18 protein-coding genes and 1 pseudogene are annotated in these 18293 nt (G+C 72.4%); 3 read left to right on the forward strand and 16 right to left on the reverse strand.

The genetic code is table 11. The features are described 5' to 3' along the window. Window positions 1-47: 47 nt before the first annotated feature. The 11 genes and pseudogenes from ACQP09_RS25625 to ACQP09_RS25675 form a co-directional block, all read right to left on the reverse strand. Complete coding sequence (locus ACQP09_RS25625) at window positions 48-1055, reverse strand: terpene synthase family protein (RefSeq protein WP_433403554.1); 1008 nt, start codon at window positions 1053-1055, stop codon at window positions 48-50. A gap of 385 nt (window positions 1056-1440) precedes the next feature. Beyond that, a complete protein-coding gene (locus ACQP09_RS25630) occupies window positions 1441-2145 on the reverse strand; it encodes a zinc ribbon domain-containing protein (RefSeq protein WP_433406762.1) in 705 nt (234 codons plus the stop codon). 402 nt (window positions 2146-2547) lie between these two features. Beyond that, window positions 2548-2610, reverse strand: a pseudogene (locus ACQP09_RS25635) (zinc ribbon domain-containing protein); the annotation flags it as partial. 4 nt (window positions 2611-2614) lie between these two features. After that, the gene (locus ACQP09_RS25640) at window positions 2615-3205 is read right to left on the reverse strand and encodes a phage tail protein (RefSeq protein ID WP_432150351.1); all 591 of its coding nucleotides are present in this window, start codon (window positions 3203-3205) and stop codon (window positions 2615-2617) included. Then, on the reverse strand, window positions 3202-5163 hold the full coding sequence (locus ACQP09_RS25645) for a putative baseplate assembly protein (RefSeq protein ID WP_433403557.1): 1962 nt from the start codon (window positions 5161-5163) through the stop codon (window positions 3202-3204). The genes ACQP09_RS25640 and ACQP09_RS25645 overlap by 4 nt, the downstream gene beginning before the upstream one ends. After that, the gene (locus tag ACQP09_RS25650; protein ID WP_404059355.1) at window positions 5163-5621 is read right to left on the reverse strand and encodes a GPW/gp25 family protein; all 459 of its coding nucleotides are present in this window, start codon (window positions 5619-5621) and stop codon (window positions 5163-5165) included. The genes ACQP09_RS25645 and ACQP09_RS25650 overlap by 1 nt, the downstream gene beginning before the upstream one ends. Further along, a complete protein-coding gene (locus tag ACQP09_RS25655; RefSeq protein ID WP_433403560.1) occupies window positions 5618-5935 on the reverse strand; it encodes a PAAR domain-containing protein in 318 nt (105 codons plus the stop codon). The genes ACQP09_RS25650 and ACQP09_RS25655 overlap by 4 nt, the downstream gene beginning before the upstream one ends. 51 nt (window positions 5936-5986) lie before the next feature. Beyond that, complete coding sequence (locus ACQP09_RS25660) at window positions 5987-7756, reverse strand: VgrG-related protein (RefSeq protein WP_433403563.1); 1770 nt, start codon at window positions 7754-7756, stop codon at window positions 5987-5989. Beyond that, window positions 7753-8475, reverse strand: coding sequence for a peptidase M23 (locus tag ACQP09_RS25665; protein ID WP_433403566.1), 723 nt, complete (start codon window positions 8473-8475; stop codon window positions 7753-7755). Before ACQP09_RS25665 ends, ACQP09_RS25660 begins: the two co-directional genes overlap by 4 nt. A gap of 55 nt (window positions 8476-8530) precedes the next feature. Further along, entirely contained in the window at window positions 8531-8956 is a 426-nt protein-coding gene (locus ACQP09_RS25670; RefSeq protein WP_432150356.1) for a phage tail protein, read from the reverse strand. 50 nt (window positions 8957-9006) lie between these two features. Then, window positions 9007-11028, reverse strand: a complete 2022-nt coding sequence (locus tag ACQP09_RS25675) for a hypothetical protein (protein WP_433403569.1) — start codon at window positions 11026-11028, stop codon at window positions 9007-9009. Window positions 11029-11336: 308 nt separating this feature from the next. On the opposite strand from ACQP09_RS25675, the gene ACQP09_RS25680 reads away from it, so the two are divergent. Both ACQP09_RS25680 and ACQP09_RS25685 read left to right on the forward strand, forming a co-directional pair. After that, complete coding sequence (locus ACQP09_RS25680; protein WP_433403572.1) at window positions 11337-11471, forward strand: hypothetical protein; 135 nt, start codon at window positions 11337-11339, stop codon at window positions 11469-11471. Window positions 11472-11554: 83 nt separating this feature from the next. After that, window positions 11555-12028 carry a hypothetical protein gene (locus ACQP09_RS25685; RefSeq protein ID WP_433403574.1) on the forward strand — a complete coding sequence of 158 codons (474 nt, stop codon included), beginning with the start codon at window positions 11555-11557 and terminating at the stop codon, window positions 12026-12028. Between the two features lie 186 nt (window positions 12029-12214). Here the strand turns inward: ACQP09_RS25685 and ACQP09_RS25690 are convergent, their stop codons facing one another. The 5 genes from ACQP09_RS25690 to ACQP09_RS25710 all read right to left on the reverse strand — a co-directional run bounded on the left by ACQP09_RS25690 (window position 12215) and on the right by ACQP09_RS25710 (window position 17098). Further along, on the reverse strand, window positions 12215-12373 hold the full coding sequence (locus ACQP09_RS25690; RefSeq protein WP_018492281.1) for a DUF6760 family protein: 159 nt from the start codon (window positions 12371-12373) through the stop codon (window positions 12215-12217). After that, window positions 12370-12861 carry a hypothetical protein gene (locus tag ACQP09_RS25695; protein ID WP_432150359.1) on the reverse strand — a complete coding sequence of 164 codons (492 nt, stop codon included), beginning with the start codon at window positions 12859-12861 and terminating at the stop codon, window positions 12370-12372. The genes ACQP09_RS25690 and ACQP09_RS25695 overlap by 4 nt, the downstream gene beginning before the upstream one ends. Then, window positions 12858-13298, reverse strand: coding sequence for a phage tail protein (locus tag ACQP09_RS25700; protein ID WP_007457189.1), 441 nt, complete (start codon window positions 13296-13298; stop codon window positions 12858-12860). Before ACQP09_RS25700 ends, ACQP09_RS25695 begins: the two co-directional genes overlap by 4 nt. Window positions 13299-13357: 59 nt before the next feature. Further along, the gene (locus ACQP09_RS25705; protein ID WP_433403578.1) at window positions 13358-14905 is read right to left on the reverse strand and encodes a phage tail sheath family protein; all 1548 of its coding nucleotides are present in this window, start codon (window positions 14903-14905) and stop codon (window positions 13358-13360) included. An 816-nt stretch (window positions 14906-15721) separates the two neighbouring features. Beyond that, window positions 15722-17098 (reverse strand): COG1470 family protein, encoded by a 1377-nt coding sequence (locus ACQP09_RS25710; RefSeq protein WP_433406763.1) that lies wholly within the window; start codon window positions 17096-17098, stop codon window positions 15722-15724. Window positions 17099-17371: 273 nt separating this feature from the next. Between ACQP09_RS25710 and ACQP09_RS25715 the strand changes: the two genes are divergently transcribed. Then, window positions 17372-18148 carry a response regulator transcription factor gene (locus ACQP09_RS25715; protein ID WP_433406764.1) on the forward strand — a complete coding sequence of 259 codons (777 nt, stop codon included), beginning with the start codon at window positions 17372-17374 and terminating at the stop codon, window positions 18146-18148. Window positions 18149-18293 lie beyond the last annotated feature (145 nt).

Here is an 18293-nt window from a genome sequence, read left to right on the forward strand (position 1 = left end):
CAGGCCCTGGGGTCCGCAGGCTTCCAAGCCTCCCGCAGGCGGCGCTCTCAGGCGGCGAAATACTGGGACATCGAGTTCCGTGCGTCCAGCTCCACCAGGTCCGGGCGGGTGTAGCGCTCGGCGCGCGCGTGATAGTCGAAGTCGCCGCGTACGAGACTCCGGTAGTCCTGTACGCACCGTTCCAGGGCGGCCCGGGTCGTGGAACCGATTCTCGCCGCGTCGATTTCCTCGATCAGTTCTTTTTCGGCCCGCACCACGCGCTCCGCAATACGTGCCAGTTGAATTCCGGCCTCGTCGACGGCTTCCTGGAGCGTGCATCCACGGTCGCGCTGGATGAGCCGTACCACATTGTGCTCGTAACCGAGCGCGGCCTCTTTCTCGAACGAGCAGATGTCGTTGCAGAGCCCGGAATGATCGGTCACCGCGTTCCGCAGGGCGATGTACGCGGGCAGGCTCCTGGCGGAATCCGGCAGATCGATTCCGGCGGTGATCTCATGGAGATCCAGGAACGGCTGCATGGCCACCGAGTCCCGGCGGTGCTTGACGAAGTCCGCCCGGCTCGGCGCCTGCCCGGCCGCCCGCTCGACGGCCTCGGCGTAGTACGTCCAGAGCCAGGCCGCCGTGTCCCGCCGGAACTGCCGGTTCCACTGCGGCGAACGATCGCGGCAGGTCCGCTCGCGCAGTCCGGCGAGCGCCCGCTCCATCGGCCCGCGCGGCTCCGCCCCGTCGAACACGTCCACCAGCCGGGTGATCGCCACCTCACACATCAACGGGTCACGCCCGGCCGGGCCGTCGTCGAACTCGTCGTCCACCAGGAAGGCCCAGAACAGCCATTGGCAGAACAGGTCCAGATGATGCTGCGACGCTTTCGGGAAGATGAGGGAAATCCAGAGTTCGGGCCGGGTGCGGATCATCTTCCTGCGGGCCGGAACAGAGAGAATCAGCCCCTCCGCTTCCGCCCATTCCCAGGCGGCCTCCCTGGTTTTCTCCAGACCCGGATTGCACCCTGCGCTGGCGAACGGCATGTGAAACGCCGGTAACGTTATCTGGCTCATTGCTGCCCCTCGTCGAATGAGTACGGACGGGCGATGCGCACCGCGCATTCCCGGTGGCCGTGCATGGGCGCGCTCCCGCCGGAGGCCGACCGCCGGGTGTCCGTATGTCCTGGCCAAGGGGTGACCGTACGAGGTGAGCCGGTCATCGCTGTCCTCTCTCCTCCGCCGGGGTGGGGCACCGGAGCTGGGTCGACGAGCCGACGAGGCCGACCGCGTCACCATGCGTGAGGCTTAGTCAACCCCCTGTGGCGGGGTGGTGGGAAGCCATATGTGACCGAAATTGCTTCATCGGTCAGAACTGCTGCGCAGCTATGAGCAGTTGGGGGGTCTCTGGGACTGAATGCCACCGGCGGGGCCTGGCGTGCCGCGCCGGTGGCTCCGCCGGTCAGGTGCGCTTGAAGAACTCGATCTCGCCGAGCGCGATCGGGCGGCCCTCGCTCCGGCCCGCCGCGTCGCGGAGGACCAGCCGGACGGAGACGACATCGCTGATGCCGGTCCGTACCGTCTGCTCACCCGGTTTGTCGTTGAGCGTCAGCTGCTTCTCGTGGACCGTGCCGTCCGCCGTCTCGACGACCAGGTCCGCCCGGACCGGCCGCGGCTCCCGCCGGAACTCCTCCGGCTCCGTCGACGCCCCGGTGTGCAGGACCACCCCGACCAGCCGGAACGGCGTGTCGAAGGTGCACGTCAGCGACGCGCCCAGGGCGGGTGCGCCCCAGTACTTGTTGGTCAGTCCGTCGGTGGCCGCGCCCGCCGGATGGCCGGCGGCCTCGGCGCTCGCGGTCACGCCGGCCGGGCTGATCTCCGCCGTGCCGCCGAGCTTGTCCCGTACGTCCTCGAAGAGCACGCGTCCGGCCGGCAGGAACAGGAAGCCCACGAAGAGCAGTCCGACGACCGCCAGGATCAGCAGGATGCGGCGCAGCGCCCGGCCCGACCTGACCCGTACGCGGCGGTGGAACGGCCACACCGTGCGCCACCACGGCAGCGGCGCGGTCGCCTCCTTGGGGCGGAGCGGGGCCGCGCAGCGCCGGCAGAACCTCCGGCCGGGCAGGTTCGGCGTACCGCAGGCCGGACACGGCGGTCCGTCCGGCACCTCGTCCGCCTCCACCGGCCGGACGACGGGCCGCCGGGCTACGGGCTTGGCGGGTTGGACGGCGCCTATGGGGGGTTCGGGTTCGGGCTCGGATGTGGGGGTGGGCGCGGGTGCGGGAGGCGCCGGGCGTACGGGGGCGGGGCGCGGCGGTTCGGTGGGGGGAGCGGGTTCACGCGCAGGCGTTGGCGCGGGTTCCGGACGCGGCTCAGGCTCCGGCCGAGGTGCCGATGCCGGAATCGGTGGTGCCGGTGGCGGTGGCGGTGGTGTCGGTTGAGGCTGTGGTTCCGGTTTCGGTTCCGGCCGTGGCTCCGGGACGGCCTCCGGCTCCGGAACGGTTTGCGGCTCCGGCTCCGGGGTCGGCGGCGTGCGCCGAGGCTCCGTCGACCACCCCAGATACGACCCGCAGTTGCCGCAGAAGTCGTCGTCCTCGCGGTTGGCCGTACCGCATGCCGGGCACGAGCGCATCGCGTCAGTCTCCTGTCTCTACGGGTGTCACGTCAGGTGCTGTCTCCGGCGGGCCCGGCAGGATCTCCACCCGGCAGGTGAGATGGACCGGGCACGAGGCCGTCACCACGTCCAGGAGCCGGTTCTCGTCCACCGTGGCTCCGGGGGCCACCGGCCAGACGCGGACCAGCAGTTCGCCGGTCGGGGGCGGAGGGAGCTCCGTACCCGGGCGGTCCGACCACGCCACGCCCCCGCCGTCCCGCACCTCCGCGTGGACGCCGAAGCAGAGGCGGAGGTGGTCGACCAGGCCGCGCCGGGTGGAGCGCCACCGGTGCAGCTCCACCGCGCGGGCCACCACCGCCCGTTGCAGCTCCGGCGGCCAGTCGGGGTCGATGCCCGCGCCCACCCAGGTCGCCAGCCACGGCAGGAAGTCGGCGGGGGCGAGAGCCGGGTCGAAGTAGGCCGGGAGGTTGTCCAGGGTGGACAGGACCGGGGCCAGGACCGTGTCCAGGCCCGCCGTGAAGCGCTGGGCCAGGTCGTCGTCGGCGTACAGCGCGGGCAGCAGTTCGCCGATCGGGTAGCGGCTCGGCAGCCCGGGTACGGCGGCCCGGCTCATACGCCCTCACCCGGTCCGCTCGCCGTGACGATCACCTGGTGCTGGTGCGAGAAGACCAGCGCGCCCGGCGCCACGTCGATCCGGTCCACCGCGCCGCCGCGCCGCCCGCTGATCGGGTCCGCCGGGAACAGCCGGACCTCCTCCACCAGACCGGCGCCCCGCACCCCTTGGAGCACCGCGAACACCTCCCCGTACTGCACGGGCCGCCCGAACGGCCACCCCGTACCGTCCGCACCGCCCCGCAGCGGGTCGATCAGCCGGAACAGGGCCTCCAGCGCCTCCGCGCGCACCCGGTCCACATCCCCCGGGGCCGCGACCAGCCGGGCCACCACCGTGACGCCCTGGTAGGCGGGCGGTTCCACGACCAGCCGGGTGCCCACCAGGCGGCGCTCGTCCAGCCGTTCCGCGACCGCCGCCAGCACCTGGTCCGACGGGATCAGCTGCTCGAACCGCAGCTGGCCGCCCTCGTCCGGCACCGCGTCCGGCACCACCAGCACCCGTACCGCACCGGCCTCACCCGCCACCGCCGGCAGACACCGCACCCGGCGCAGCGACGGCGCCGCCTCGCGGGCGATGACCTCGTGGTCCCGGGCCGTGACGGCCCGCTCCTGCACGCGCAGGATGTTGGGCGCGCGCACCTTGGCGTTCTCGACGGTCTCGCCGTCCACGCCTCCGGTCGCCGCCTCACGGTTGTCGACGCCCGCGACGTACGGGACCGAGCTGCGCAGCACCGAGATCGCACCGCGGGCCACGTTCCCGGCCGACCCGCCGCCCGTGCGGTAGCGCGGTACGCGGAGCTGGGCGCCCTTCGCCGGGACCGCGCCGTACGCGCGCATCGTGCCGTCCTCGGCCCGTACCTCCGGCGGGAACGCGAACTCACCGGAGACCGCGTCGATCCGCACGTGCCGGTCACCGGGCGCGGAGGCGCCGAAGTGCTCCACCGGCGTCCAGACCTGCCAGCCCTCGGCGGTCGACACCTGGACCACCGGCGGGTCGCCGTCCATCAGCAGCGGCACCCGGCTCACCGAGAACCGCTGCCCGGCCACCCCCTCCGAGGTGCCGAGCGGTACGTCGTACACCGTCTCCGCGTGCTCGACCGCCGCCGTACCGCCGACCGTGAACACCTCGGCCTCGCGGATCGTCGGCGACTCGGAGTAGAACGGCTGGCCCGGCTCGGCCGGTGTCACCCGGCAGCGCAGCCACCCCGCCCGCGTACCGGCGACCACGGACGCGGTGTGCCCGGCCGGGACGAACACGATGACCTCGCCGGGCCGGTTGAGCCCGCCGGTGGTGTCGTCACCGGTCGCGCACTCCACCCACCGCGCCCCGTCCCACGCCTCCCACACCAGCGGAGGCTGCCGCGGGTCGACGCCGACGCCCTCCACCCGGCTGTCCAGGCGTACGGCGACGATGCAGCGCGGTACGGCGGCGGGCAGCCCGAACAGCAGCGCGTCACCCGGCTCCGGGCGCGGCGAGAAGCACGGGATGTCCTTGCCCGCGCCGAGCGGCCCGGTCCGGTCGGTCTGGTCGCCGGTCTTCGGCGCGGTCACCAGCCGGACCAGCTCGCTCGGCACGATCGGCAGCTCCTCGGAGGTGGTGAACACCACCGGCTCCTCCGCCTCGCCGCGCGCGGTCGCCACCTCCGTACCGGCGACCAGGTGCACGGTCTCCGGCTGCGGCGCGGAGAGCCAGAAATCCACCTCGGCGCGGGCCACGGTCGGCGGGAACAGGGTCACGCCGAGCAGGTCCAGGAAGGCCGCGTAGTTCTTGTCGGGCACCCGGTTCAGCCGGTACAGCAGCTGGTCGACCATGTACGCGAACGTCTCGATCAACGTCACCCCGGGGTCCGACACGTTGTGGTCGGTCCACTCGGGCGAACGCTGCTGGACGTACCGCTTGGCCTCGTCGACGAGCTGCTGGAAGCGGCGGTCGTCCAGGTTGGGGGAGGGGAGGGCCATCAGCGCACACCCGCTTCGGACGAGCCCTCTTCCGAGGGGATCGTGTAGAAGGGGAAGACCAGGTTGCGCAGGTCGTTGGTGGCCCGCACGGTGTAGCGCACGTCGATGTAGAGCGTGCCCTCCTCGATCGCGTCGAACGCGATCACCACGTCCGTCACCTCGATCCGCGGCTCCCACCGCTCCAACGACGTACGGACCTCCTGGGCGATCCGCCCGGCGGTCGCGCCGTCACCGGGCGCGAAGACGTAGTCGTGGATGCCGCAGCCGAACTCCGGGCGCATCGGCCGCTCACCCGGTGCCGTACCGAGGATCAGGCCGATGGCCTCCTCGATCTCCTTGTCCCGCTCGACCAGGGCGATCCCGCCGGTCGGGCCGGTGCGCAGCGGGAAGCCCCAGCCGCGTCCGATGAAGCCGCTGCCGGATCCCCTGAGGGTGCCGGTGTATCCGTCGCCGTTCACATCGGGCCTCCGATCAGGACGTTGAACGCGCCGCTGATGACGGGGGCGCCGCAGGTGGACTTGTCGCCCATCCGGGCGGCGGGCAACCCGCCGATGAGCACCGGGCCGGAGACGGCCGCCGCCGGATTGGGCAGGAGCACGTTGCCCGGCCCGAGCGCCGCGTGCGGCGGGACCACGCACACGTGCAGGCTCCCGGTGACGGCGGCGGGCCGGCCGCCGATCAGCACGGTGGCGACGGTCACCGCGCCCGGGGGCGGGGTGCCGATGACGCCGCCGTGGGCGGTGCTGTCGCCCGAGCGGGCTGCGGGGGGCATGGCCGGGGTTCTCCTTGCTGTGAAAGGGACTTGGGATGAGCGGGTCGGGCGTCAGTTGATGCGGATGAGCTTGGCCTTCAGGACCGCCAGCAGTCCGCCGTCCACGGTGACCCCGGTCTTGCCGTTGATGGTCACCGAGCGCCCCTTGACCTCCACGGTGCCGGTGCCCGCGTCGAGCGTGATGCCCGAGGAGGAGAGCGTCACGGCGCTCTGCGGCCGCTTGGAGCCGGGCGCGAACACGGTCAGCGCGATCTCGTTCTTCCGCTCGTCCAGGGTCACTTCGAGCCGCTTGTTGCCGCTGGCCAGCCGGACGCCGGAGGGGCCGCGCGGCGTGTCCAGCAGCTCCAGCCGGTTGCCCGAACGGGACACCAGAGAACGGCGGTTGACCTTGCCGCTGGTCTTGTCGACGAGCGGTACGTCGTGCTCGGAGGGGCGGTCGATGCCGTTGTACAGGCCGCCGAGCACGTACGGGCTGTCCAGCAGCCCCTGCTCGAAGCCGACGAGCACCTCGTCGTTGACCTCGGGGCTGAACACCCCGCCGCCTCCGTTGCCGCCCCACTGCACCGTACGGACCCAGTCGGTGACGTACGTGTCGTCGAGCCACGGGAACTTCAGCCGCACCCAGCCCCGTTGGCCCTTGCCCTCGCGGATGTCGGTGACCACGCCGATCGCCAGCCCCGGCATGCGCGGACCACGCGAGGGGGCCCCGCCGCCGGTCAGCCCGGCCAGCGAGCGGTCGGGCGAGGCGCTGACGATCACGGTGGTGCGGTAGCCGCCGTCCGGTTCCAGGACGTGGTGGGCGGCGGTGGCGGTGTAGCGGCCGGAGAAGGTCGGGCCGACGTTGCCGAGCGCCACGGGTGCGCCCGCGCGCAGTTGCGGATTGCCGAAGGCGACCGCCTCGATCTCCCCGAAGCCCGAGCTGACTTGGGCCGCCACCGCGCCGGCCACGGCCGTGGTCTCCGCCTGGGTGCGGTACGGGGTGTCGGCGACGGTCACGCGGGCCTTCGCACCGAACGCCCCGGCCGCCACCGACGGGCTCATCCCGGGCGTCACGGTCTTGCTGCGCACCGACTGCTCCCGCGCCACGAGCCGCGTCTTGGTGTCGACGTTCCAGCCGCGCACCTCCACGTCCCCGGCCCCGTCCGCGCCGGTCACCACCGCCCGCAGCGCGAGCAGGTTGTCCCCGTACTCCAGGACCATCGGGTTCTTCGCGGCCCGGGTGTCGGGCGACGGTGCCGAGGAGGCGGGCTTCGGCTTGGTGAACTGGAGCACGCCCTGGTCGTCCACCCGCACCTGCGCCCCGCTCTCGGCCGCCAGGTGCTGGAGGAACTCCCAGTCGGAGACGTTGGGCTGGGTCAGCTGCTTGTACGTGATCGGCGCCGCCTCGACCTTGCCGCACGCCAGCCCGGCACCCGCCGCGACCTTGCGGACGATGTCCGCCGTCTTCATGTTCCGGTACGCCACCACCTTCCGGCCGCGCTGGAGCCGGTGCGCCTTGGAGAGCGCGCGGATCACGGTGAACGTGCCGGTGGTGTCGTGGTCCAGCTCGATCGCCGTGACCTCACCGGTGAACAGCCGCTCACGGACCCGGTCCTGGACGGTGACGACGGAGATCTTCAGCGGAGTGCCGAGCGTGATCCCGCTCTCGCTGAGCAGATCGTGGTCCGGGTCCCGGTACATCAGCACGGCCGTGTCCGGCAGCCCGACGTTCTCGTCGACCACACAGCTCACCAGCTGCGCGGCCCAGCCCAGCGGCAGTTCGGCGGGGATCTCCACGATCGGATCGGCGGCGAACGAACGCCCCGGAGCGGAGGCGGTCATCGGCCGCCCTCCGCGAGGTGGTCTTCCAGTCCCGGCACGAGGAGTTCGCTGCCCGGGATCAACTGCAACGGGTTGTCGATGTCGTTGGCGTCCGCGATCGTCCGCCAGGCCGTGGCGTCGCCGTACTCGCGCCAGGCCAGCAGCGGCAGGCTGTCCCCGGCGACGACCCGGTGCGTCCGCCGCGCCTCCTTCGAACCCGAGGTGGGGTTCTGGCCGGCGGGGTCGACGCTCGCCTCCTCGATGGAGAGGGAGCAGGTGGCGCGCAGCGGCTTCCCGTCCACGTCGAAGAGCGTGTACGAGACGGAGAGGTTGGAGAGCACGCCGTCGAACGAGGTCGTCCGCGACGTCCCCCAGTCGAACCGCACCCACGGGCTCGCGGGCGTCTTGCGCGCGAGGCTGGTCGGCGTGGGCACACAGGCGATCATCAGCTGCTCCACCGCCTTCTCCACGGAGTTGTCGTGGGTGGCGGTCGCGTCGAGGAACACCTCCAGCGAGAGCGAGCGCGGCCCGCTCCCGACGAACTCGGGCAGCGCGGACTGCCCGGCCATCCGGGACGGAGTGCGCCGCCACTCGGTGCTCTTGCTCAGCGACAGCTTGTTCGGGTTGAACTGGAGGGTGAGCTGGGCGAGTTTGCCGCCCGGCTTGGCGCCGACGGTCGACGGCGGTTCCATGATGGTCAGTTGGGCGCGCGCACGGCTCGCACGGAGAGCGGGTGACATGGCGTTCCTCCTTCCGGGTGTTCCGGGCGTTCCTGGCGTGTGACGTGACGGGTCATCAGGAGGGCTCCAGGCCCTCGTGCGCGATCTCCAACGTCTCCATCGCCGCCTGGGAGTTGGCGGGATCGAAGGACGGGCCCTGCCAGCGCACCGGGACGATGCCCTGCACCTGCCAGCTGATGATCCGGCTGAGGTCCGGCCGCAGCGCCACGATCTCGCCGTCCTTGGGCTCGACGCGCTGGATCGTCTCGTTGAGCCAACGCGCGATCTTCATCGTGTCGGCGGTGACCGGGCGGGTCAGCGTGATGTTGGTCCAGGTGATGCGTCCGGGCAGGTGCCAGGTGAAGCCGTTGTTGCCGCCCTCGGCGTACGTCTCCATCTCGACCTCCGCGCCCAGGCCCGAGCAGGTGTGGAAGGCCCCGAGGTCGCTGCCGCCGATCACGAGCTTGAAGAACACGCTCGTGGCGAAGATGTTGTCCGTCATGCCGATTCTCTTCTTCTGACTGCTGGGGTGGTGAGGGTCGGGGTGTGCTGTCAGCGGCGGCCGTCGTGGAGCCGTCCCGCACGCTCCCGGCCGCGGCGCATGTCGGCGCGGATGAGCCGGCTCACGGGGTCGAGGAGGCGGCGGGCCAGCTCCTCGATCTCGGCTCCGGAGATCCGGGCGGTCGTGTTCGCCGTGTGTGCCTCGTTCGCCGTGTTCACCGTGGCCGCCGTGGTGCCGGTCGGCGTCTCGGTGCTGGGGGCGAAGCCGGACGGGCCGTCTTCGGCCGCGCGCTGGACGGGCCTCGGTCCGCCTGGCTGTGCGCCGCGCTGGGCGCCCTTGTGCGTGCTCCTGTGCGTGTCTTTGTGCGTGCTCTTCGGCGGGACCGCCTTGACCGGGACGCCGGTGATGCCGGCTTGGGCGGCCGCGCGTTGGAGCGCTTGGGCCGGTGAGGCGGGTTGCCCGGTGGTGCCGGATGCCGCTGCGTGGGGGCGCGGTGGGACCCGTACGGAGAGGGGCTGCGGACCTGCCAGGGGGGCGTCGCCGCCGCCGGGCGCCGGGCCTGCGGGCGGGGGGCCTGCGGGGTCCGGGACGACCGGCAGGGGCATCCGCTGGACGGGTACGACGGTGGCTCCGGGTGGGGCGGCCACGGGGGGATGCGGGCGGACGACCGGGACCCGGGCCGGGGTAGGGGCCGTGGAGGCGGCGGAGGGCCTGGGCGGCGTTGAAGCCGTTGAAGGGGTGGCCTGCGGGGGAGACGACGCCGGTTGGACGGTCGGTTGCCGGCTGCCGTGGTGGGGGGAGGGGCGGGTGGGGCGGGGCGACGACGGGGCCGTTGCCGGAGCTTGAACCGAACGGCGTTGCACGAGCCGTTGGAGCGCGCCGCCGATCGTGGACCCTTTCCCGGCCGGGGCGGTGGTGGCCTTCGCGGTGCGGGCGGAGATGGCTTGCGGGCCGGTGGTCTCGCCGGTGGTGCCTTCGCCGGTGGTGCGCCGGGGCGCGAGGGCTGTGGGGACGGCACGCTGGACGGTGGTGCCGGGGATCTGGCCGCCGTCGACCGCTGTTGCCGCCGCCGCCGCTGTCGTCGTCGGGGCCGGGCCGGGGGTACGGGTTCGGTGCGGCGCAGCCGGTGCGGTGGCGGGTTCGGCAGGGCGGGCGCGGGGTGTGTTGCGCCGGGGCGTCGCACCCGCTGACGTCCGGCGCTCCCCGGACGGCGTGCCGCCGGTCTGTGTGTCGCCGGTCCGCGCATTGCCGGCCGTCCGCACGTTGCCGGGCTGCCCGTCGCCGGTCGTCCGCACGTTGCTGGTCCGCGCGTTCGCCGTTCGTGTGTGGCTGGTCCCCGGCGCACCGGGCGCCGTCGCTCCGGATGCCGACCGCTGTACGTCGCGGCTCCAGGTGGCTGCCACGACCGGGCGGGCCGTGGTGCCGGCCGCTGTCGTCGTCGGCGGCGCCGAGAACCCTTCGGCCGCACCGGTGCTCACCTTCAGCTCCCGGCCCGAGAGCAGGGTGCGCGAACGCTGGACGGTGGGCGTGGCCGCGGCCCGTCCGGCCTCCCGCTTCGGGCCGATGTTCCGGACGCGGGCCGGGGCCGGGGGAGCGGTGTTGCCGGGGGCGGGCGTGCCCGTATCCGTACCGGCGCAGGTACGGGGGCGGTCGCCGTCCACCGCGCGTTGTACGGGCGAGGTCTGGGCGGGTGCCGGGGCCGAGCGGACCGGCATCTCCGACGGGGTACTCGGGGTACTCGGGGTGCTCGGGTTGGTCAGGGTGTTCGGGGCGGTCGGTGGTGTGGTGGCCTGCGGCGCTGTGGTCTGCGGGGACGGTGTGCCCGTCGGGCCCGGTCGCGTACGCCTGCGGTCACCGAGGAGCGGCGCGTCGCGCTGGACCCGGGCGGTCGACGGGAGCGAGGTGAGGGGCGTGCCGATGCCGCCGCGTATACGGGCACGGGGGCCGGCGGGTGCGTCGGCGGGCTGCGTGCGCCCCGGGGAGCCGTCGCGTGGAGCCTGACCCGGCGAAGGCGCCACGGCCGGTGAGGCCGCCTCCGCTGCCTCCGAGGTCTGCCGCTGGAGTACCGGCATGGCCGCCGCCTCCTGCCCTCCCGGGGCGGAGGGCACGGGTCGTCCTAGCCCTGCCGGGCCGGGCGTGATGGCCTCGGAGGGCAGTTCCCGTAGGGGCTTGCCCAGAGCCGGGCGTACGGCCTCGGGAGCAGGAGCAGGAGCCGGTGTGCGGCCGGGGCTCTCCTGCTGCGTGCTCCGCCGCACGGGCTCCGGAGCGGTGGCCGGTGCGGAGGGTGCGGTGGGCGCGGCGGGGGTGGCAGCGGCGGCGGCCGGCGGTAGCCCGGTGATCTGCCGCAGCCGCATGGCCGGACGGCGGGCGACGGTCAGCGGTGGCGCGGTACGCCGAGGACGTACGGCGGCAGGCCGCGCACGCTCAACAGCCGAAGCCGAAGCCGAAGCCGAAGCCGAAGCCGAAGCCGAAGCCGAAGCCGAAGCTGGAACTGAAGTCGGAGCCGGAGCTGTAGCCGAAACGGCGGCAGCCTCTGGGGGCGTTGGAGCCGAAGAGGTCGGCGCCGCACCGGCCTTCGCAGCCCGCTGCACCGTCGGCATGGCAGCCGAGCCCGACGCCGACCCCGAGCCTGCGCCCGGACCGACGACAGGGCTCACGGCCGCGCCCGCACCAGGACCCGAGCCAGCCGGGACGGACCCCGCCCCCACCTCCCGTACCGACGTCCGCGTCGTACCGCCAGACCGCTGGACCGACGCACTCCGCCCCGGCGTCCCCGGCTTTCCGCCGCCCGCGCGCCCCGCCACCGCGGCCGTCCCGGTCTCCGCCTCCGCCTCGGCGCCCTCCGGCCGGGCCGCCCGCAGCAGCAGCGGGCCTCCGGGTGAGGCGGAGCGTGCGGAGCCCGGGCGGGTCACGCCGTGGATGAGGCCCACCGGGGCGGACGGCAGGACGGCGTGGCCGAGTTCGCCGCCGAGGGTCGGGTTCTGCCAGGAGGCGAGCTGGGACCGGAACCGCAGTCCGTCGCTCACCCCGATCGAGGACCGGGCAACGGTCACCGCGGGCGGAGCGACCTGACGCCAGCCACCGTCCCAGCCGGCATCGGAGGCACCGGACGCACCGAAGGCGCCCGAGGCACCGGAGCCGGAGGACTCGGGAGCCGGCCCCGTGGAGCCTGCCTCCTCCGCGCCAGGCCCAGGCCCAGGCACCGGCCCCGGCACCGCCCGGTCCGTCCGGCGCAGCCAGTTCCCGAACCCCACACGATCACCCGCCTTCGTTGACGCGGGTGTTGATCCGCGCTATCTCCCGCACCCACTGCTGACGTTCCGCGTGGGTGAGGTCGAGAATGTCCTCACGCTGCCAATGGAAGTGGTAGGCGACGTACGCGATCTCCTCCCGCAGCCGGGGAAGCGCGTACGTCACGATTCCCCCAGGCGCCCACCCGAGAGGTCCACCTCGAACGAGCCGTGGCAGAGCGGGCAGGTCACCGCGGCGTGGGTGTGGCCCTCGCTGTTGATCCGGCGGTAGAAGTCCTGGAGGAACGCCACGTCCGTGGCGTACATCCGCTCCACGATCCCGGCGTGTACGTCGGTGACCGTGCCGAGCTGGGTGATGACCTGGCTCAGCAGCACCACCGACAGGTACGCCGGGTTCTCCTTCACCCGCAGGTCGATCTGCGGGCGCAGCTCGTCCCGGGCCGTCGCGAGGCGCATGGTGCCGTGGCGGTGCACCTGGCCCTCGTCGTCGACGTATCCGCGCGGCAGCTCGAACGCGAACTCCGTCTGCAGGGAGTCGCGTTCACGCTGCGGGGTGCGGGCCGGCGGTGCCTCCTCGCGTGCGGCGGGCGCCGCGGCGAGGTTGTCCAGGACCTCTTCGAGGCCGCTGCCCGGCGAAACGGTCCGGCGCCTCATTCGACCACGATCTCCTCGAAGGTGATGGTCACCGTCTCGGTCGCCGCGCTGGACTCGCCGGCCTTGAGCGACGGGCCCTCCCACTTGGAGGCCCAGCCCTGCATGAGCTGGATGCGGCGGACGGTCTCACCGGTCGAGTCCTTGATCTCGATCGTGAGGTTCTGACGCGCGGTGTCGACGGCCCCGTTGTTGAGCGTCTCCTTGATCCAGGTGGTGAACTCGCTGCTCTTGTCGAGCCCGCGGGTGATCGTCACCTCGCCCGCCTGGCGCGCGCCCGGCTGCTTGCGGATGATCTGCTTGCCCTCGGCGGTCACCTGACGGACCTCGACGACTTCTTCCTCGACGGTCATGCCGCTGATCTCCTGGATGGACTCCACGAGGTAGCCGCCGAGCTGCACGCCGAATACGTGGGTGGAAAGAGCGTCGCCCTCTGCCATGACTGTGTGTCACCTGTTCCGATTGATGTGGCGAAGTGGGGAGATGAGGACCGCGGAGGTCACTCGTCGATGAGGCTGGTGCTGTCCGAGAACTGCGCGAGGCGGAAGACCACGAACTCCGCCGGCTTCACCGGGGCGACGCCGATCTCGCAGACGACCTGGCCGAGGTCGATCGACTCCTGCGGGTTGTTGCTCCGGTCGCACCGGACGTAGAACGCCTCCTCGGCCGTGCGGCCGAACAGCGCGCCGCGGCGCCACTCCTCGGTGAGGAAGGCGGTGACGTTGCGCCGGATGCTCGACCAGAGGCGGTCGTCGTTCGGCTCGAAGACCACCCACTGGGTGCCGATCAGGATCGACTCCTCCAGGTAGTTGAAGAGGCGGCGCACGTTCAGGTAGCGCCAGGCCGGGTCGGAGGAGAGGGTGCGGGCGCCCCAGATGCGGATGCCGCGGCCCGGGAAGGCGCGGACGCAGTTGACGCCGATCGGGTTCAGGAGGTCCTGCTCGCCCTTGCTGAGCCGGATCTCCAGGTCCACCGCACCGCGGATGACCTCGTTGGCGGGCGCCTTGTGGACTCCGCGCTCACCGTCGCTGCGCGCCCAGACACCGGCCACGTGACCGCTCGGCGGGACCAGGGAATTGCGGCCGGCCGCCGGGTCGAAGACCTTCACCCACGGGTAGTACAGGGTGGCGTAGCGGGAGTCGTAACCGGCTTCGTCGTTGCGCCAGTTACGTACCTGCTGGGCGTTCATGCCGGGCGGGGTGTCCAGGACGGCGACCCGGTCGCCCATCTGCTCGCAGTGCGAGATGACCGCGAGCTGCACGGTCTTGACGCCCTCGGCGTCGATCTCGCCGCGCTGGTAGGCGCTCATCAGGTCCGGGACGGCGACCATGGTGATCTCGTCGATCGACTCCAGGCCGCCGAAACCCGTGCGGGCGGCGGCGTCGCCGACGTACTCGGACGCGTCGAGCCGCGCCACACCGGAGCCGGTGGCGGGAGCGGGCGTGGCCGGTGCGAGGGCGACGGTCTGCTTCTCCGGGCGGCTCTGGGCGGTGCCGGGCTGCTCGGTGACCTGGATGAGCTGGGAGTCGCGGGTCTGGGTGACCAGGTAGCCCTTGACGTTCTTGCGGGTGGAGACGTCGTACGTCTCCACCACCTTGCCGGCCTGGCGGACCAGCAGCTTGAAGCGGTCCTCCGGAGGGTTCTCGCCCTCGGGGTCGGCGATCTCGACGGAGAGGCCGTCGCCCGTGCCGGACTTGGCGGCGACCAGGAAGCCGCCGAGGGCGACGGGCGCCGGGGCCTGGCTCACCGCGCCGGGACCGCTCGACGCGGAGGCGCCCTGCGCGGGGCCGCCGATGCGCACGATGTAGGCCGCGCCGCCGCCGTTGGCGAAGAAGCCGTAGACGGCGTGCGTGAGGTAGGTGTCGGCGGTGAAGGTGCCGAACGTCTGGACGTACTGGTCCCAGTTGGTCACCAGCGTCGGCTGGTGGAAGGGGCCCGTCTCGGCGAAGCCGACGAAGGCTGCGACCGCGGTGCCGACTCCCTCGATGGGCCGTGCTCCGGACTGCACCTCCTCCACGTATACACCGGGGGTGAGGTACGTCGGCATGCTCGCTCCTTCGGGGGTGGTCACTCGTTCACCGGTCAGTCTTGCCCGGCGCCGGCGGCCGGGACCAGGTCTCAAAGTCCTGGGCGCGGGGCAATGACGCTGCCTTCCCGGGCACCTTGGCGGCGGTGAATGCTGCCCCGGCGGACCGGCCGCGTCACTTGCGCATTTCGCGGAAGGCCGGACGCATTCCACGGCTCCTGGATGAGGGCTCCTGGATGACGCGGAGGAGAACAACGGGTCACAGAAGTGTTTCCGCTCCGGCCGCCGTTCTGCCCGCTGTTCCGGACGTCGTTCCGGACGTCGTTCCGGATGTCTTCCGGGGATTCGCCGGAAGGACTGATTCCGTTTCCTGGAGGTGGTGTGTTCGGTATCTCTTTTTCTCGATGAACGCCACACGGCGAAAAGCCGTACGGGGCTGCCCGGGAATCGTGGCGGAGTGACGGGATTCGGCCAGAATGCGCCCAGAAGGTGTGATCTTCCGGCCGGTTCGCGCCGACGGAAACGGGCACCCGACCGTTCCGATCGGGCACCCGGGGTCTCCTCCCGAACCGTCAGGAACGGCTCTGATCAGCCCCGTTCGTGCTCCGGTCCACCGGAACCGGATATTCTTCCCTGGTCGTCGGTGCCGGGGGTGACCGAATTGGTATAGACCTTTGGTGTATTCGGGAGGATGAATCCGCCATCGCCCGGCACGCCGGGTTTCCCCCGGGGGCGGGTTTCTGCTCTTGTCGTCATCGAAAGGTGTCGTCGTCACCGAACAGGTGCCGTCGTCGAAAGGGGAACGCGGCGCCCGGCGCCGCCGTTTCCGCTGTAGTTCTACCGTGCGAGATCGCTGAGTACGCCGCTGACGTTAATCACCTGATGGCAGCCCGAAGCCTGTGTTCCGGTCGCCGGAGTGCCGGGCTTGGCGCAGGTGACGGCAGCGGTGACCGTGGCGTTCTCCGGAACCTGAATGGGGGTGACCCAGTGATAGTCCTGGTTGCGGAAGGTTTCCAGCGCGATGGTGGTGATCTTCCGCTCTCCGAAGGAGATCGTCAGCACCCCCTCGTCGCCCTGGAAGTTCGCCACCACGATGTCCGTGATGCCGAAGACCCTGCCCGCCGGAACCTGGTACGTCCCCGTCTCCTCGCCCCCGGCCCGGGACTCCACGTCGATCGTCGCGGAGCTCTGCTCGGTGCCCCCGGCGCCCGTGCCGCCCGGCCCGGAGCCTGTGCCCGGTCCCGTACCGGAGCCGCCGGTACCTCCGGGCGTGCCCGGCGCGTTCGGGCCGGTGCCCTGCCCCTGGCCTCCCGTCGGGTCGTTCGGGCCGCCCGGCGTGGGCGCGCCCTGCTGCTGTTCGCCGCGGGCGGCCTCCTCCTGCGCGGCCTCGGTCGCCGCCTGCTTCGCGGTGCTCTTCACCGCCGGCCGGACCAGCGCGAACCAGGCCAGCAGCAGCGCCAGCAGCGCGGCCAGCACGATGAGCAGCCACTTGGGCAGCACGGGCAGCTGGAGGAACTCACCGGGGACCGGCTCCGGACGTACGGCCTCCATGCCGCCGGTCTCCGGCCGGACGGGCTCCTGCCGGACGGTCTCCCCGCTCCCGGCGGCCACCGCGACCGGTGCCTCCACCGGCGCGACGACCTCCGCGGCCTCCACCTCGAACGGCCAGGTGACCGGCTCGCCGAACCAGATCAGCTTGGCCGCACGGACCTTCAGCCGGATCTCGGCCGACTCGCCGGGCTCCAGCCGCTTCTGACCCGGCGTGAAGCCCAGCCGCAGCTCCTCGCCGGCCTGCTTGCCGGTGAAGGCCACGTCGACCGGGGTGTTCCCCTGGTTCTGCACGGCGGTACGGAAGCGGGCGCCCAGCCAGCCCCGGCGGCGGCGCGGCTCCAGCTCGGTGCGCAGCTCGTGGAACGGCTCGACGGTGACCGTGCCCTCCGGCACCACCACCGACTCCGGGTGCTCGGCGGGCAGGACACGGACGGCCAGCGGGGTCTCGCCCGCCTTGACCTCGTGGGAGCGGGGAGGCGCGAAGGTGAGGGTCACCGTTTCGGAGGTGCCCGGATAGAGCGAGACGCGGGCCGGCTCGACGGTGCTCCACGCGGCGCAGTCGCCGACGACTTCGAGGGTGTAGGCCTCGACGATGTCACCGTCGTTGCGCACGGTCAGGGTCGTCGTCGCGGTACCGCCGGGCGACACCGTCACCGTGGGCATTTCGAGTTCGGCAGATGTGGTCACCCTGCGACCGTAGGCCGCCCCGGTGGCTGCGCAGCAGGGTCGCGAGGGCAACGAGCGGGCAGGGCCGGTGCCCCGGACGCACACCGCACCGGTGGCTCCACGCCCCCGCCCCGGGCCCGCGCCCCCTGCCGAAGACCGGTGCGGTGGGGAGCGGTGACAGGCATATCGGGCGGAAGTACCTGAGGAAGACGGCGCGGAACGATGACGATGACCACGGCAGACACGATGACGATGACCACGGCCGACACGATGACGACGGCGGACGGCACGAGCAGGCCCCCGGCGGACGCGGTGACCACGCCAGGCGCGAGGAGCGGGACGGCGGAGCGCGCGCAGTACCGCAGGCCCGACGCGGACCGGCGGACCGCCCGGTCCGCCCGCACCGTCCCCGGCGCCGGGAGCGGCGGCCGGGTCACCGTGGCGGTCTACGCGGAGGACCTGATCCTCCAGACCGGCATGGTCCACCAGCTGCGGATGCGGCCCGAGATAGAGCTGATACCGGAGGCCGAGGCGGACCAGGCCCAGGTCTCCCTGGTGGTGGTGGACACGGTGGACGAGCCCACCGTCCAGCTCCTGCACCGCCTTCAGCGCAACACCTCCACCCGCACCGGTCTGGTCGTCGGCTTCTTCGAGTCGGGCGCGCTCCAGACCATGATCGAGTGCGGGGTCGCCGCCGTGCTGCGGCGCGGCGAGGCCGACCAGGACCGGCTGATCCACCTGGTCAAGGCGATGGCCAACGGCGAGGGCGTGCTCCCGGGCGATCTGCTCGGCAAGCTCCTGGACCATGTCAGCAGCCTCCAGCGGACGGTCCTGGACCCGCGCGGACTCACCCTCTCCACGCTCACGGCCCGGGAGGCGGAGATGATCCGGCTGGTGTCGGAGGGCTTCGACACGTCGGAGATCGCGCAGAAGACCTCGTACTCCGAACGCACCGTCAAGAACGTGCTGCACGAGGTGGCGACCCGGCTCGAACTGCGCAACCGCGCCCATGCGGTGGGGTACGCGATGCGGCACGGCCTGATCTGACCGTGCGCCCGGCCCCGGGGCGGGGAGGGACAGCCGCGCGCCGGGTCTCCCGGTGGGGCCGAGAGCCTCCCGGCGGGGAGGAGCAGCCGCAAAGGGCAGCCGCTCCTTCCCCCGGTCCGGGTACTTGAGGCCTGTCCTCCTGCCC

The organism is Streptomyces sp. CA-146814, from assembly GCF_050942385.1.
Classification (GTDB): domain Bacteria; phylum Actinomycetota; class Actinomycetes; order Streptomycetales; family Streptomycetaceae; genus Streptomyces.

What these genes read in the sequence shown, in the direction of transcription:
- ACQP09_RS25640 (WP_432150351.1), bottom strand. Translation starts at nt 3,205, where the DNA reads ATGAGCCGGGCCGCCGTACCCGGGCTGCCGAGCCGCTACCCGATCGGC.
- ACQP09_RS25695 (WP_432150359.1), bottom strand. Translation starts at nt 12,861, where the DNA reads ATGAGGCGCCGGACCGTTTCGCCGGGCAGCGGCCTCGAAGAGGTCCTG.
- ACQP09_RS25715 (WP_433406764.1), top strand. Translation starts at nt 17,372, where the DNA reads ATGACGACGGCGGACGGCACGAGCAGGCCCCCGGCGGACGCGGTGACC.
- ACQP09_RS25625 (WP_433403554.1), bottom strand. Translation starts at nt 1,055, where the DNA reads ATGAGCCAGATAACGTTACCGGCGTTTCACATGCCGTTCGCCAGCGCA.
- ACQP09_RS25645 (WP_433403557.1), bottom strand. Translation starts at nt 5,163, where the DNA reads ATGGCCCTCCCCTCCCCCAACCTGGACGACCGCCGCTTCCAGCAGCTC.
- ACQP09_RS25710 (WP_433406763.1), bottom strand. Translation starts at nt 17,098, where the DNA reads ATGCCCACGGTGACGGTGTCGCCCGGCGGTACCGCGACGACGACCCTG.
- ACQP09_RS25675 (WP_433403569.1), bottom strand. Translation starts at nt 11,028, where the DNA reads ATGCCGGTACTCCAGCGGCAGACCTCGGAGGCAGCGGAGGCGGCCTCA.
- ACQP09_RS25665 (WP_433403566.1), bottom strand. Translation starts at nt 8,475, where the DNA reads ATGTCACCCGCTCTCCGTGCGAGCCGTGCGCGCGCCCAACTGACCATC.
- ACQP09_RS25655 (WP_433403560.1), bottom strand. Translation starts at nt 5,935, where the DNA reads ATGCCCCCCGCAGCCCGCTCGGGCGACAGCACCGCCCACGGCGGCGTC.
- ACQP09_RS25685 (WP_433403574.1), top strand. Translation starts at nt 11,555, where the DNA reads ATGGCAGCCGAGCCCGACGCCGACCCCGAGCCTGCGCCCGGACCGACG.
- ACQP09_RS25660 (WP_433403563.1), bottom strand. Translation starts at nt 7,756, where the DNA reads ATGACCGCCTCCGCTCCGGGGCGTTCGTTCGCCGCCGATCCGATCGTG.
- ACQP09_RS25670 (WP_432150356.1), bottom strand. Translation starts at nt 8,956, where the DNA reads ATGACGGACAACATCTTCGCCACGAGCGTGTTCTTCAAGCTCGTGATC.
- ACQP09_RS25705 (WP_433403578.1), bottom strand. Translation starts at nt 14,905, where the DNA reads ATGCCGACGTACCTCACCCCCGGTGTATACGTGGAGGAGGTGCAGTCC.
- ACQP09_RS25700 (WP_007457189.1), bottom strand. Translation starts at nt 13,298, where the DNA reads ATGGCAGAGGGCGACGCTCTTTCCACCCACGTATTCGGCGTGCAGCTC.